At 44.1% G+C, this 14765-nt stretch carries 13 protein-coding genes; 6 read left to right on the top strand and 7 right to left on the bottom strand.

The features are described from left to right. Window positions 1-113: 113 nt before the first annotated feature. From ALT761_RS19155 to ALT761_RS19165, 3 genes are read left to right on the top strand one after another with little or no spacing between them, the layout of a single operon-like run. Window positions 114-701, top strand: coding sequence for a DUF3299 domain-containing protein (locus tag ALT761_RS19155; RefSeq protein WP_129740378.1), 588 nt, complete (start codon window positions 114-116; stop codon window positions 699-701). A gap of 3 nt (window positions 702-704) precedes the next feature. Beyond that, on the top strand, window positions 705-1160 hold the full coding sequence (locus ALT761_RS19160; RefSeq protein ID WP_129740379.1) for a hypothetical protein: 456 nt from the start codon (window positions 705-707) through the stop codon (window positions 1158-1160). A 15-nt stretch (window positions 1161-1175) separates the two neighbouring features. Further along, the gene (locus ALT761_RS19165) at window positions 1176-1931 is read left to right on the top strand and encodes a DUF3299 domain-containing protein (protein ID WP_129740380.1); all 756 of its coding nucleotides are present in this window, start codon (window positions 1176-1178) and stop codon (window positions 1929-1931) included. Between the two features lie 120 nt (window positions 1932-2051). Here ALT761_RS19165 and ALT761_RS19170 read toward each other — a convergent pair whose 3' ends face one another. From ALT761_RS19170 to ALT761_RS19180, 3 genes are read right to left on the bottom strand one after another with little or no spacing between them, the layout of a single operon-like run. Next, window positions 2052-3179 (bottom strand): CobW family GTP-binding protein, encoded by a 1128-nt coding sequence (locus ALT761_RS19170; RefSeq protein WP_129740381.1) that lies wholly within the window; start codon window positions 3177-3179, stop codon window positions 2052-2054. A 21-nt stretch (window positions 3180-3200) separates the two neighbouring features. Beyond that, complete coding sequence (locus ALT761_RS19175; protein ID WP_126874006.1) at window positions 3201-3620, bottom strand: MerC domain-containing protein; 420 nt, start codon at window positions 3618-3620, stop codon at window positions 3201-3203. A 40-nt stretch (window positions 3621-3660) separates the two neighbouring features. After that, window positions 3661-4263: a ZrgA family zinc uptake protein gene (locus ALT761_RS19180; protein WP_129740382.1), complete on the bottom strand. Its 603-nt coding sequence runs from the start codon at window positions 4261-4263 to the stop codon at window positions 3661-3663. A gap of 238 nt (window positions 4264-4501) precedes the next feature. On the opposite strand from ALT761_RS19180, the gene ALT761_RS19185 reads away from it, so the two are divergent. The 3 genes from ALT761_RS19185 (at window position 4502) to ALT761_RS19195 (ending at window position 9659) form a co-directional block, all read left to right on the top strand. After that, window positions 4502-6970, top strand: a complete 2469-nt coding sequence (locus ALT761_RS19185) for a TonB-dependent receptor (protein ID WP_129740383.1) — start codon at window positions 4502-4504, stop codon at window positions 6968-6970. 319 nt (window positions 6971-7289) lie between these two features. Then, complete coding sequence (locus ALT761_RS19190; protein ID WP_232043501.1) at window positions 7290-8795, top strand: S10 family peptidase; 1506 nt, start codon at window positions 7290-7292, stop codon at window positions 8793-8795. A gap of 183 nt (window positions 8796-8978) precedes the next feature. Further along, window positions 8979-9659 carry a spermidine synthase gene (locus ALT761_RS19195; RefSeq protein WP_129740385.1) on the top strand — a complete coding sequence of 227 codons (681 nt, stop codon included), beginning with the start codon at window positions 8979-8981 and terminating at the stop codon, window positions 9657-9659. A 9-nt stretch (window positions 9660-9668) separates the two neighbouring features. Here the strand turns inward: ALT761_RS19195 and ALT761_RS19200 are convergent, their stop codons facing one another. From ALT761_RS19200 to glmU, 4 genes are all read right to left on the bottom strand, one after another. Next, window positions 9669-10328, bottom strand: coding sequence for a hypothetical protein (locus ALT761_RS19200; protein ID WP_129740386.1), 660 nt, complete (start codon window positions 10326-10328; stop codon window positions 9669-9671). Between the two features lie 28 nt (window positions 10329-10356). Continuing rightward, entirely contained in the window at window positions 10357-12189 is a 1833-nt protein-coding gene (glmS, locus tag ALT761_RS19205) for a glutamine--fructose-6-phosphate transaminase (isomerizing) (protein ID WP_129740387.1), read from the bottom strand. 2 nt (window positions 12190-12191) lie between these two features. Further along, on the bottom strand, window positions 12192-12971 hold the full coding sequence (locus ALT761_RS19210) for a DeoR/GlpR family DNA-binding transcription regulator (protein ID WP_129740388.1): 780 nt from the start codon (window positions 12969-12971) through the stop codon (window positions 12192-12194). A gap of 257 nt (window positions 12972-13228) precedes the next feature. Next, window positions 13229-14587, bottom strand: a complete 1359-nt coding sequence (gene glmU / locus ALT761_RS19215) for a bifunctional UDP-N-acetylglucosamine diphosphorylase/glucosamine-1-phosphate N-acetyltransferase GlmU (RefSeq protein WP_129740389.1) — start codon at window positions 14585-14587, stop codon at window positions 13229-13231. Between the last annotated feature and the right edge of the window lie 178 nt (window positions 14588-14765).

Consider the following 14765-nt stretch of genomic DNA (forward strand, 5'->3'; position numbering starts at 1 on the left):
CTAAGCCTACTTTGCTGTAAGGGTACGCTTAGCCAGACTTCAAATGTACAACCCCGCCATGTTATGTTATAACGTTTTACACTAACTGTTATAATAATTCTTGGCTAAATAAAATGATAAAGTTCTTCTTACGCGCCCGTATTGGTATTTTTGTCGCGATAGCAGGCATGCTTTTTTATCCTACAACATATGCTGAAGATATCGAAGCATATGACTACCAAGAGGTGGAATGGACGCAGTTAATGCCTGAAGAAGATTTGGCAGCGTTGCTTAATCCGCCAGATTATCTAGCCGGCATTGAAGATGGCTCTCAAGAAGATTCTGTGGAAGCCTTTGGTAATCAAGAATTTGATAACGAAGCTACCAACCGCTTTCAACAAGCGCTGACATCAACGCAAGTCGTTAAAACCTTTGAGAATAAACCCATCCGTATTCCTGGCTTTATTGTTCCGCTTGAAAGCAGCGAATCGCAAATGGTCACAGAGTTTTTTATCGTACCCTACTTCGGTGCATGCATTCATATGCCTCCACCGCCGCCAAATCAAATTATTTACGTGAGTATTGAGCAAGGTGTTGAACTAGAAAGTTTGTACGATCCTTTCTGGTTCGAAGGCACCTTGGCTATCGACACCACTGAAAATGCGATGGGCACCGCGGCGTACCGTTTAGAGCACGTCAATGTGAAACCATACGAGGGATAATTGATGACACGATTTAATAAACTATTATCTGCCCTGCTAGCCTCTTTAACGGTTGTTTCTGCCGCACATGCTTGCGACCTACATGGCGGCGGTAATTTGGGCTTTGGTTTTAATCGGTTACACCCCCTTGCTCAGCAACATTATCAGGCGTCGGCGTTCAAAACCCTGTCGGTTAAACACGCTAAACAGGTAGACGTTATTGTTGATGAAGCCGCCACAGCGAAAATATCTTACGTGATACCGCTACGCTATCGTGATGTAAACGTTAGTTTTATAGGTAGTGATGGCGTAGAAATAGTGGGAGATAGCGCTGTGTTACTGGAACAAGACTCTGGAGTTTATAACTTAACGTTTACGGTAAAGCGACCAGGCCAATCGCACATCTCTATCCAAATAAATGGATTAAGTGATGGGAAGCCTTTTTCACTGAGTCAGAAAATTGAACTACGCTCAGCATAAAAAGTGGATAAAGGAGTGAGTAAAGTCGCTGCTAAAGAAAACGAGCTGGCTGCAGTTAATGCTAAGCGCAAACCATTGAAGATAGTACTACTTCTTTTCGTTTTCTTAGTGGCTGGCAGTGTATTCGCCAGGCTAGTTCAACTATATTGGCCCAGCATAAAACATCAGTTATACACTAGCGAAGCACTTTATCAGACCAGCAACCCTGAGTTACAGGCCTTATTCAGCCAAGAAGTTGAACAAAAAAGTGTAGTGCGCTTAGGTTGGCAAGACTTACTGCCAGAACAAGAAGAAGCCACCTTACGTCGATATCAATCAGGGAACGACACAAGTGACTTATCGCCTACCCAAATCGGCACCGTTCAGTCTATAACGAATCAATTGCTATTATCTATTCAAGCCAGTAGCGATGAAAATTACATTTCAGCCCTTCACTCAACCAATATAGTACACACCATTTTAGGCAAAGCGATTTCTATTTCCGGCTTTATTGTACCGATAGAAGTGAATGAAGATCGCACACTACAAAGCTTTTTCGTGGTGCCTTACTACGGCGCTTGTATTCACTTTCCCCCTCCACCACCCAATCAAATTATTTTTGTACAACTGCCCGATGGATTTGCCCATCACAATTTAGCCGATGCATTTACGTTAACGGGTATTTTAGAACAGGGTTTGTTTGAAGACCCCCTTGGAACCTCAGCGTATATCCTTAACGTGTACGACATTGAGGCTTACCATGGTCAGCCTGATGACTTTCGAGCTCACTAGGTTTATCAAGAACAATAGATGCTATTTTTCACAAACGCTGACAGGTTTGCGTTAGCTATTCTCCTAAGCATTTAAAGTGAATTTAGTGAGCATTTCGTAAACATTTAATGCAGAGTGCATTTAGTTTTCATCTAGCTGACATGCAACTAATTGCTGCTCCCACAGCTCGCTAATGTCGCCGGCGTTCGATTTAGAAGTATCTGCTTCACAAGCATCCAATTCATTAAAAATTACTTCTATACGGCTTTCTAAACAATCATCCAATTCTTTTTCTGATATTGCATCGTCTACAATGTTGTAGCTAAAAATACCTTCATGGGTGATCATTATTGCTTTAAGCCTTTCCACCTTTAGCTTGCCTAACCATTCATGTAACGCGTTTCGGTTAAAGACAATATAAGGTGAAAAACGCCACCCCATACTTTGAAAGCCTTCTCCGCTATTTTCAATTTTAACAAAGCCGGTTTCAGGTAGGGGCGCTTCGTTAATATTACTAGCTTGATTGTGCTCATGGTGGTGATGATCTTGATAAGCGCTACCAGTGTTTACATGAGTGTGATATTCGTCACCATGAGAATGACGAGGTATAGGTTGCTTCATTGCTTTAACCACATCAGAAGCCCCCTCTAGCAACGATGGCGCTAACTTCCCATGCTGTGCAAAAACAATATCCGGCATGGGGTCGCGGCGGTTAGCAACGTAATCAATGAGCAGCTGTTTAGATTCATCTTGGTATAAATCTTCTTTGTTACCTACGACAATATCCGCAACATCAATTTGCTGGTTGAAAGTCTCATGAAGTGTATAGCGTATATCTGTGAGCTTTCGGGCATCTACCAAGGTGATATTCTTTTGAATATTAAGCACCTCTTGATAATGATCGGCTGACAACACTTCTAAGACTTCCCTTGGGTGCCCTAGCCCCGTAGGCTCTATGAGTAAACGATGGGGTCGAGCGCGTGCAAGTAACTGATTAAGCGCAATTTGCATAGACAACCCTGAAGCACAGCACATACAGCCGCCGGGTACTTCACGCACAAACACACCGCTTTGTTCGGTATGTACGCCCTTAAAAAAGCCACCATCAATACCAATTTCACCAAACTCATTAACTAAAACAGCCCACCGCTCATGCTCTGGCTTAGCCTCTAGTAAGGATAAAATGGCGCTTGTTTTCCCTACGCCTAAAAAACCACTGATAATATTGGTTGGAATAGCACTTAACTTTTCAAGCTTGCCTGATGTCATACACACCCTTCCTGGACGCCGTTATTTATGTGTAATGATGTGCGGGTAATCGGTTTCATTATCTGTTTGGCGCCGTAGTCTTAGGTTTCGAATATGGCTAAATGCAATAAAGCTAGACCCTATTACCGTTAACACCACTTCACCGTATTCGCCCAACACATCGTGCCCTAACACTGCGGCTAAAATAAGCAATGATAGCCCCACACCACCCACCAAAAGCATGGTGTGATTTCGGTGGTAAAGGTAGCCCATCATGAGTGCAATAACACTGATGGGCACTACGAAGAACAGCAACGTTTTATGAAACAACTCGTCATCTAAAGCTAATATGCCCGCTAGCGGCGGGAGAAGAAGTAATAAAACAGGAAATAATAAGCAGTGCACCACGCATAGCATAGACAGTGCTATGGCAGCTTTATCGCTTATTTTTTGAAAATTCATTCAGTATGGTTCCTTATTTTTAACCTACCAGATTTTTAGCTTACCAGCGTAACGTTGGCTGACCGGCAGATAACTCAGAAAGACCTTGTCCACGTTCAGTGATCCACTGAGCTTGGATAGCACTTAGCGATGGCATCAATTCAAATAGGGTAACGGTAATGCCAGACACCGCATCATCACAGTGAAATTGATATTCAACTTCAATATTTTGATGATTTTCTTCTTCGTGCCCTTCATCCTCGTCATGTTCCTGGTGCAAAGCATGCTCGTTCTTGTGCGCCTCGTCGTGATCACCCGAGTGCGCTTCGTGAGCATCTTCATGGTCGCTTTTATGATGGTCTTCATGCGCTTCTAATGTGTGCTCAACACCCACTAACTCGCACTTACCCTCTACATCAATCACGTTGGTATTTAAGGTGAACCTTTCGGCAAGCAAATTTTGATTATTTAGTTGCTCGGTCGTTTCAGGCTCGTGTTCAAAACCCAGAGCATCTGCGGCAGGTAATACAAGCTGAAGGTGAAGCATGCTGCCCTCTTGAGAAACTAAAAGCTCGCCTTGCCCGTGCACATGCTGCTGTGCATTTACGGCAAATCCTACACTAGAAAAAAAGAGTAAAGAGACTGCTAAACAGGGCTTTTTCATGAATCTACCTTTTTATAAATTTTTTCAATGGTGAGCGACTTTATTGTTTACCGAAGTGGAGTGTATACACTTAAGCGCCTTTTCGGGAAACGTTGATCACAACGAGTAAGTGGTTGTACTTTAAATTTGGACGCTTCTCGATCTTGAACTAATTCTTCATTTTCTTTGATTGCATTTTGATACATTATAACATAACAATAAATAGGATTAAAATTATAACTTAGTTTTGGGGTTAAGAATGGTTAGGGTTACCAAGGTAGCAGCATTAGTAAGCGCATTATTGTCGACCAGCGCTTTAGCACAGAATATAGAGGGCACTGTGCTGAATAAAAATGGAAGAGCCGTAGTAGGTGCAAAGGTAGAAGTAGAAGGAACAAACCAACGTACGGTAACCAACAGCGAAGGTAAGTTCTCGCTTCGTGACGTTAGCAACGGCAAAGCCGAGTTGCATATTTCAGCACCGAACTTTGCGCATCTTCATCAAGATATTACGCTGGCTGAAGGCGAGCCGCTGCAACTTTCACTTACGTTAAATCGTTCTCCAATTGAAGTGGTGGACGTACTTGCTACGCCCATTCATTTGTCAGTGATGGAGTCTGCATCACCAGTGAGTGTGTTAGCGGGCGATACTCTTCGTCGCCAACAAACATCCACCCTAGGCGATAGTTTAGAAAAAGTGGCCGGTGTACACACTAGCTTCCACGCAAAAGTAGCCAGTACACCGGTTATTCGTGGATTAAGTGGCCCTAGAGTACTTATTGCGCAAAATGGCTTGGACGTGAGTGATGTTTCACGAGTAGGCCCTGATCATTCGGTGGCATCAGAGGCTTCAACGGCTCAGCAAATCGAAGTACTTCGTGGCCCTGCAACCTTGTTCTACGGTAGCGGCGCGGTTGGCGGTGTTGTGAATGTAGTAGATGGTCGCATACCAACTGATAGTACAACGCGAGGCGAATGGTTACTTGAAACCAACTCGGTTGATGATCAACAGCTTGGCTCTTTCAATGTAACCACAGGGAATGAGTCTTTCGCCTTTTATGCTGATGGCTATTGGCGCGAATCTAACGACTATGATGTTCCTGTTTCACCTGAAGTAGAGCACGACGATCATGGCGAAGAAGAGCATGATGAAGAGCAGTCAAGAGTTGTAGAGAACAGTAACGAAGCGTCGAATGGCTTTACCGTTGGCACCAGTTATTTGTTCGATAAAGGCTATGTAGGGCTTTCAGTTGAGCAATTTAATCGTGAATACGGCATTCCTGGCCATACCCATGGCGAAGAAGAGCATGATGACGACCACGAGGAAGAACTTGATGAAACGCATCATGAGGATGAATCTGTTTTTGCCGACCTTGAGCAAACCCGTGTTCAACTTCAAGGTGAATACAATATTGCAGGCAGTTGGGTAAAACAAATTCAGCTACGTGGCGGATTTACCGACTACGAACACGCTGAAATTGAAGAAGGTGAAGCAGGCACCTTGTTTGAAAATGAAACCCATGAGTTAAAACTCGATGTTTTACACGCTCCTATAAATGACTGGAATGGCGCGTTGAGCTTTCATTATAAAAACAGCGATGCATCAGCCCAAGGAGAAGAAGCCTTTACTCCCCCTTCGGTGACTGAAACCATTGCGATGGCTATCATGGAAGAAAAGCGCTTTGATGATGTACTCATTCAACTCGGTGCCCGTATAGAACATGTATCGTTGGAAGCGGATAACGTTTTATTACCTTCTTTAGATACCCATGATCATGATGAAGAACACGATGATGATCATGAAGATGAGGGCCACGACGACGAGCATGAGGACGAGCATGAAGACACCTTAGTATTCCCTATCGATGAATCATTTACTGCATTAAGCATCTCGGCGGGTTTGGTATGGGACTTCGCACCAGGTTACAACGTGGGAATTTCAGTATCTCGTTCAGAACGCGCACCATCAGCCTCTGAGCTACTTTCATTTGGCCCCCATATTGGCACCAGTACTTATGAAGTTGGGGCTTTATTTGCCCTTCATGAAGAGGAAGGCGAAGCGCATATCGAGCTTGGTGAAGGCAGTATTGAACTTGAAACTGCGAATAATATCGACCTTACCTTACGTAAAACCGAAGGTAACTTAGGGTTTGTATTAAATGCGTTTTATAACCAAATCGACAACTATTACTACCAAACCAATACCGGCCTTTTTGCTGAAAGCGGACACGACCATGGCGAAGAAGAGGGTGATGATCACGACGAGCACACTGATGAACTGCCAGTCTATATTTTCAAAACTGATGATGTGATATTACATGGTTTTGAAGCACAAGTTGCTTGGCAAACTACAGATGAATTCAAAACCACAGTATTTGCCGACTACGTGAGAGCACGTTTGCAAGATGGAGGCGACTTACCTCGCACTCCACCGCTTCGAGTTGGTACGCAGTTTAGTTACCAAACTGAACGATTAAGTGCTCACCTAGATATTACACGTTACGAAGAGCAAGACCGTATTAGTGAAGGTGAAACCGCAACCGATGGCTATACCCTAGTAGATGCCAGCGTGTCATACGACTTAGATGTACTTAATCAAGATATTTTAGTGTATTTGAAAGGCACAAACCTGACCGATACCGAAGCCAGAGTACATACTTCATTCTTAAAAGATATAGCTCCAAGACCTGGCCGCAGCTTTGCGCTTGGTGTGAGGGGGTATTTCTAAAGGAAGTCGTTAAAATTTGACGCTTAGAATGGCAGTGTAAGCACTGCCATTCTTATTTTACTGATGTATTTAATTGCTTTTTTTCGTAGCACGAGCATTTGGGATTTCGCGCATTTCCTAGCTACACTCGCTTATGCCATCACTTTCTATTCAGCTGGAAGGCACACAGGCATAAGTCGGAAATATTGGCTATTTTATCGTGCAAATATCACTATACCTCTGCGGCAAGGTATAGTGAGGTATGTGGCATTTATTAAATGAATAACAACGACAAGAAAACGCGATGAACTCAATAAATTCAATAATCAAAAGCAAAGCTATGTGGTTTGTTTTAGTGGCATTGTTCGCTATTACCGCTAATGCAGCAGAAGAAACACATAAACGCACTATCGATATCGATAGTAGTGTAGTAACCGAGCATGAAACTAAAATATTAGGTAAGCGCGTGAAATACAGCGCTACAACAGGCACGCAACCGGTGTGGAATAGTAAGGATGACGCGGTCGCTACCTTGTTTTACACCTACTATCAGCGCACCGATATAAAAGACAATGGGTCTCGCCCGCTTGTCATCTCTTTTAACGGCGGCCCGGGTTCAGCATCAGTATGGATGCACGTGGCGTATACTGGCCCTCGAATTTTAAATATTGATGATGAAGGCTACCCCGTACAGCCTTATGGCGTGCAGACCAACCCATATTCAATATTGGATGTGGCAGACATCGTGTTTGTTAACCCCGTTAATACTGGGTACAGTCGTGTACTTAAGAATGAAGAAGGTGAAATGCCTTCAAAGGACGCACAGAAGAGCATGTTTTTTGGCGTCAACGCTGATATCAGCTATCTTGCAGATTGGGTAAATACCTTTGTTACTCGCCATAACCGCTGGCGTTCGCCTAAATACCTCATTGGTGAAAGCTATGGTACGACGCGGGTTTCGGGTTTAGCCCTTGAATTACAAAACCGCCAATGGATGTATTTAAATGGCGTAATATTAGTATCACCTACCGATATCGGTATTGAACGCAATGGCCCAGTAAAAGCCGCGAATCGCCTACCGTATTTCGCTGCAACCGCCTGGTATCACAAAAAGTTAGACCCTGAACTCCAAAATAAAGACTTAACCGAACTGCTTCCTGAAGTAGAAGATTTCACCATCAACACACTTATTCCAGCGCTGGCGAAAGGTGGCTTTATTGGTGCTGAGGAAAAACGCGATGTGCTTGCAAAAATGGCACGTTATTCAGGGTTATCGAAAGATGCGATTTCACAAAACAACCTTGATGTAACTACCGCTTATTTTTGGAAATCGTTACTTCGTGATGAAGGTAAAACACTCGGCCGCTTAGATAGCCGCTATTTGGGTATAGATGCTAAGCAAGCGGGTGATAGACCCGATTACTGGGCCGAACTAACGTCGTGGCTACATTCGTTTACTCCCGCCATTAATTACTACTTGCGAGAAGAGTTAAATTACAAAACTGACACCAAATACAATATGTTTGGCGATGTTCACCCGTGGGACAGAAGTGGCAATAAATCTGGCGAAAACCTACGTCTTGCCATGGCACAAAACCCATACCTAAATGTGATGATTCAAGCAGGTTATTACGACGGCGCCACCAACTATTTTGATGCTAAATATACTATGTGGCAGCTTGATCAAAGCGGCATTATGCAAGACCGTTTAAGCTTTAAAGGCTATAGAAGCGGGCATATGATGTACTTGCGACGAGACGATTTAAAACAGTCTAATCAAGACTTACGTGAGTTTATCAAAAACAGCACCCCTAAAAAGGGTGAACCCGCTATGTATCGCCGATAAAAGGCGATAAAAAGAATATGGGGTCAGTGTATTTTTAAGGTTAACAAACACTGCCCCTATTTACTCAATTTTCACTTTGCGCCTTTAAAGGCGCTAACTCCATCAATGCTCGGCAAATGTGCTATTCTGCGCGCCTAGATTCAGTTCAAGCAAAAAATTGCGGTCAAAAGGAAAAGCCTTCACATGGTTCCATGGGTTAAATTAGGTACAGCTCAAATTCCAAATAATGGTGGTGAATTAACGTTTTCTCAGCGAGATGAAGAATTCAGTATTCGCCTATCCGGTATTCGTGGCGAGTTGATGAATAGCCGTGTATACAACTCAGAAAAAGAGCTGTCTCAAATGGGCTGTGAGCATCTTAAATCCACACCTAATGCGCACGTTTTGGTAGGCGGTTTAGGAATGGGATACACCCTTGCAGCGGCGCTAAAAGCAGTGACGCCTAGTTCGCAAGTCACCGTGGCTGAGTTAATTCCTGAGGTGGTTGAATGGAACAAAGGCCCACTGGGTAACTGCGCTAAAAACCCACTTCAAGACCCTAGAACGAATGTTAAAGTAGGTGATGTAAAACACCTTTTAAATACTAAAACACCCACCTACGACGCCATATTATTGGATGTAGACAATGGCCCTGAAGGGTTAACCCATTCTGACAATAACTGGATTTATTCAATAGAAGGGTTAGAAGATATCTACCAAGTGCTAAAACCCAATGGCATGCTAGCCATATGGTCTGCTGGGCCCGATTACTTGTTTTCCGTTCGCTTAAAAAATGCAGGCTACGTAGTGAGTACTCGTATTGCCAGAGCACGCAAGGGTAAAGGAAGTAAACACACCATTTTCTTGGCTAAAAAGCCCGGTTAGCTCGCCCTTTTAACTAATTCCGGCCCCATTATTTTTGATTTTACTCATTTGAATAAGTAAGCCGCCACGTGTCATTACACTGGCCCCATTAAGTAAAATAAGGGGCCAAGCGACGGCAAACGGCATGGTAAACGCGAACGCGAGTGTAGTGACATCTTTAATTAGAATACTGCGAAATAAGGTTGGCGATAGCGCGCCTATAATGCGACTGCGCCTTAGCACCATTATTTGGTGTAGCGTGCCTTGTACTAATAGCACGGTTACTGCCAACATTAAGCTGTTAGCTCCAAGCTTGGCAATATTAGGGTAAGGACGAAAGCCTATAGAACAGAGCCCTATCACCAAAGCAACGGCACACAAACTGACTATAAAACCCGTTGAGATTGACCGCCTGTCTCGCCAAATCTGATAAAGGATTGCCAATATCAGAAGAAGCGCACCAAAGCGAGTCCACACGAGATAATGACTAAGCGGCTCTATCGCAATACCGAAAATAAAATTGGCATAAAACGCAAAAAAGCTTGAGGCAAACTGGTTTACCGACAAGCTTTGGGTAGCGGGCTGATGACTTTTGCGAAGCGCCTCTATATTAGCGATTTGCTTTGCCAACCCGTACCACGTCAGCAAAAAAGCGACTGCGCTCACGGTACCTAAAATATGGTACAACAAAAGAGACTCCTCAGCCGCTTATAGAGAACTACTCCACAGTAACCGACTTCGCCAAGTTACGAGGCTGGTCCACATCCGTGCCTTTAATTAACGCTACGTAGTACGACAACAACTGTAGCGGCAAGGTATAGATGATAGGAGCAATAGGCGCTTCACAGTGCGGTACGTTGATTACACGCATGGTGTCATCACCTTTGAACGCGGCGTCTTTATCAGCGAACACATACATAATGCCGCCACGAGCGCGTACTTCTTCTACATTCGATTTAAGCTTTTCTAGCAATTCGTTATTAGGCGCAACCACAATAACCGGCATTTCATCATCGATAAGTGCCAGTGGACCATGCTTTAATTCACCTGATGCATAGGCTTCTGCGTGAATATACGAAATCTCTTTTAGCTTAAGCGCGCCTTCCATCGCAATCGGGTATTGATCGCCACGGCCTAAGAATAAACTGTGTTGTTTATCGGCAAATTCTTCGGCTAAATCTTCAATACCTTGAGTAATGGTAAGAGTTTCCTCTAGCTTGGCTGGCAAGCTTTGAAGTGCACTAATAATATCTTGCGTGTCACTCTCTGCCATACCGTTTTTCTCACCTAACGCTAGGGTTAGCATTAAGAATGCAGTTAACTGGGTAGTGAAGGCTTTGGTTGATGCCACGCCAATTTCGGCGCCTGCACGGGTCATAAACGCTAAGTCAGATTCGCGTACCAACGAAGAACCCGGTACGTTACAAATGGTTAAGCTGGCCGTATAACCAAGCTCTTTTGCTAAACGTAGTGCCGCCAAGGTATCAGCGGTTTCGCCCGACTGAGAAATAGTAATAAGCAGGCTGTTCGGGTGCACTACCGATTTACGGTAACGAAACTCAGAGGCAATTTCGATATTGCACGACACATTGGCGTATTGTTCTAACCAGTAGCGTGCTGTCATACCTGAATGATAGCTGGTACCACAGGCTACAATTTGCACATGTTTAATTTTACTAAAAATATCATCGGCACCGTTTCCAAACACATCTGCCGCTAATCCATTTTCGGTTAGTCTGTCTTTTAGTGTATTGCGCACAACTACCGGCTGCTCGTGGATTTCTTTGAGCATATAATGGCGGTAAGCGCCTTTATCGCCGGCGTCGTGTTCAACGTTAGATTCAATAATTTCACGTTCAACGGCATTACCGTCTTTGTCATAAATAGCAATGGTGCGGCGAGTAATATCGGCAACATCGCCCTCTTCTAAAAAGATGAAACGGCGAGTTACTGGCAATAAAGCCATTTGGTCAGATGCAACAAAGTTTTCGCCAAGCCCTAAACCAATCACTAACGGGCTACCAGAGCGCGCTACAACCATACGACCCACATCTTCTTTGTCGATAACTACAGTACCGTAAGCGCCGTGGAATGTTTTAACGGAGGTTTGAACCGCTTCTAACAAATCTTTACCGGCATCTAATGCTTCATGAACCGTGTGGGCGATGGTTTCGGTGTCTGTGTCGCTGCTAAATACATAGCCTTTTGCTGAAAGCTGTTCGCGTAGGGTTTGGTAGTTTTCAATAATACCGTTGTGCACTACCGCAACGCGGTCGCTAGAGAAATGTGGGTGGGCATTGGCTACAGTAACACCGCCATGGGTAGCCCAGCGAGTATGCGCAATACCAGTAGTCCCTAGCGCTTCATCGTTAGCAATAATATCGACGAGCTCTTGCACCTTACCGGTACTTCTTATGCGATTTAGTGTGCCATCTTGTTGCAACAAGGCCACGCCTGAAGAGTCGTAACCACGATATTCAAGTCGCTTTAAGCCTTCTAATAGAATTTCAACAACATTACGCTCACCAACAGCACCGACAATTCCACACATAATTACTCTCCGTTTTGCGCAGCGACCAGCACCGTTACGCCTTGTTGTTCAATTAGATATTTATCCTCGTCACTAATGCCATTATCAGTCACAAGGGTAGAGATATTTTCCCAGCCCAATTCTAAATTAGGCATTTTGTTCGAAAGTTTATTTGACGTTGCCATTACCACAACCTCATGGGCAGCACGTGCCATGGCACGAGTAAGCCCTGTTAATTCATTAAAGGTAGTCGTTCCGCGACTTACATCAATACCTGCCGCCCCAATAAACGCCATATCAAAACTATATGCCGATACTAATTGTTCGGCCATTGCACCTTGGAATGAACGAGATGCCGAGTCCCAGGTACCACCTGTCATTAAAATAGTGGGTTCGTTGTTGCTTTTGGTCAGCTGACTCGCTGCATCTAAGGCATTGGTCATCACTACCAGATTGGGTATGTCACGAAGGCAAGGTAAAAGCGCTGCGATAGTACTGCCGCAATCTAATACTATTTTTGAGCCTTGTTGAATGCGACTAGCCGCAAGCTTACCTATATTCTGTTTTATCGATGAAGGTAAATTCACTACATTGGTTTCGCCTTGAGAAGCAGGCAATGGCGCGGCACCGCCAAATTGGCGAATAAGCTTTTTTTGGTCTGCCAAGGCGGCTAAATCTTTTCGGATGGTCACTTCAGATGTGCTGAACTGGGCCGCGAGAAATTCAACTTGCGCGTAGCCGTGAGTATTTACCCATTTAATAATGCCAGCGCGGCGCTGATCTACAGAACGACTCGTTTTCAAACTCAACCCCGACATGACGAAAAGCACAGTGCTTTTTCTACACCATTTCTAGACTATTTCTGAATCATAACTTTCAAAACGAAAGCTGTGATTTACAAAGTGAAAGAAATGTAAGCTATTCGACTTTATTTCGCAAGTTTTTTGCACAATTTTAATAAAGAGGCGAACGAAGGTAGAAACGAGCGGGCATAAAAAAAGGACAACCTTAGTTGTCCTTCCATAAAGTGGTAAAAAGCCCTAAAGCTATTACATACTCGCTATTTTTTAGTCGGGCGGGGCCAGTTCGCGATATTACGCTGCTTGCCTCGTGCTACGGCTAATGCCGCACTCTCTACTTCGGTGGTAATCACTGAGCCAGCACCTACCGTGGCATTGTCACCAATAGTTACCGGAGCCACTAACGAAGAATTAGAGCCCACGAAGGCATTCTGACCTATAACGGTTTTAGATTTATTCACGCCGTCATAGTTACAAGTAATAGTGCCAGCACCAATATTAGCATTAGCGCCTACTTCTGCATCACCTAGGTAGGTAAGGTGATTCACCTTAGCCCCTTCACCTAGTATGGTTTTTTTCATTTCTACGAAGTTACCCACTTTAGATTTTGCGTGCATAACAGCGCCAGGGCGCAAGCGTCCAAATGGCCCTACCGTGCAGCTTTCACCTACGATGGCTTCTTCGATAATAGAGTTTGCTTCAATAACCGCGTTGTCGGCAATTTCACAATTTTTCAAAACGCAGTTTGGCCCAATCGTCACGTTATTACCTAAAATAACGTTACCTTCTACTACCGCATTGATATCAATGGTCACGTCCTGCCCTGTGGTTAGCGTGCCTCTTAGGTCGAAACGTAGAGGGTCGGCCAATGCTACGCCATTGGTCATTAATTCGTTCGCTTGGCGAAGTTGTAATGCGCGTTCTAAATGTGCTAATTGAATGCGGTTATTTACGCCTTCAACCTCAACCACTTCTTGGGGTTGTGCTGATTGAATACGCTTGCCTTCATTAGCTGCCATTTCAATGACATCAGTAAGGTAATATTCACCTTGTGCGTTGCTATTGCTTAACGCACCCAACCAACGTTTTAAATCGCTTCCGGACATCATCATCATGCCCGTATTGATTTCACAAATTTGCTTTTGCGCATCGGTGGCATCTTTGTGCTCAACAATGGCGGTAATGTTGTCGTCTTGACGAATAATTCGGCCCATACCTGTTGGGTCGTCTAATTCAACGGTTAGCAGGGCTAGATCACACTCGGCTTTTACGGCTTTTAGTTGAGCCAAGGTTTCTTGACGTATAAGAGGGGCATCGCCAACTAGCACAAGCACATCTTCATCATCATTAATGTGAGGCGCGGCTTGTTGCACCGCATGACCGGTGCCTAACTGCTCTTCTTGCAAACACCAGTTTAAGTTTTCGCCCGTTAGTGTGGCCTTTAGCTTGTCGCCTCCATGACCATAAACTAAATGGATACTATCAGCCTCTAAGGCTTGAACGGTGTTGATAATACGTTGCACCATGGGCACTCCGCCCACTTTGTGAAGTACTTTTGGTAACGAAGACTTCATGCGTGTGCCTTTACCCGCGGCTAAAACTACCACTGAAAATGCCATGCTATTCCTTTACGTAAATCTAGAAGACGAATTTTGCGCTTAGTGTATCTAAGCCGTGATTATATGTCAGCGATTGATTTTTTAAGGGTTATTCTTAAGTCTAGATCTACGTTGAACAACCTAGCAGTTCATTAAATCAACGGGTATACTTTACCTTTCAACTGAATTGGATAGTAGC

The organism is Alteromonas sp. 76-1 (assembly GCF_900654235.1).
GTDB classification, from domain to species: Bacteria; Pseudomonadota; Gammaproteobacteria; order Enterobacterales; family Alteromonadaceae; genus Alteromonas; species Alteromonas naphthalenivorans.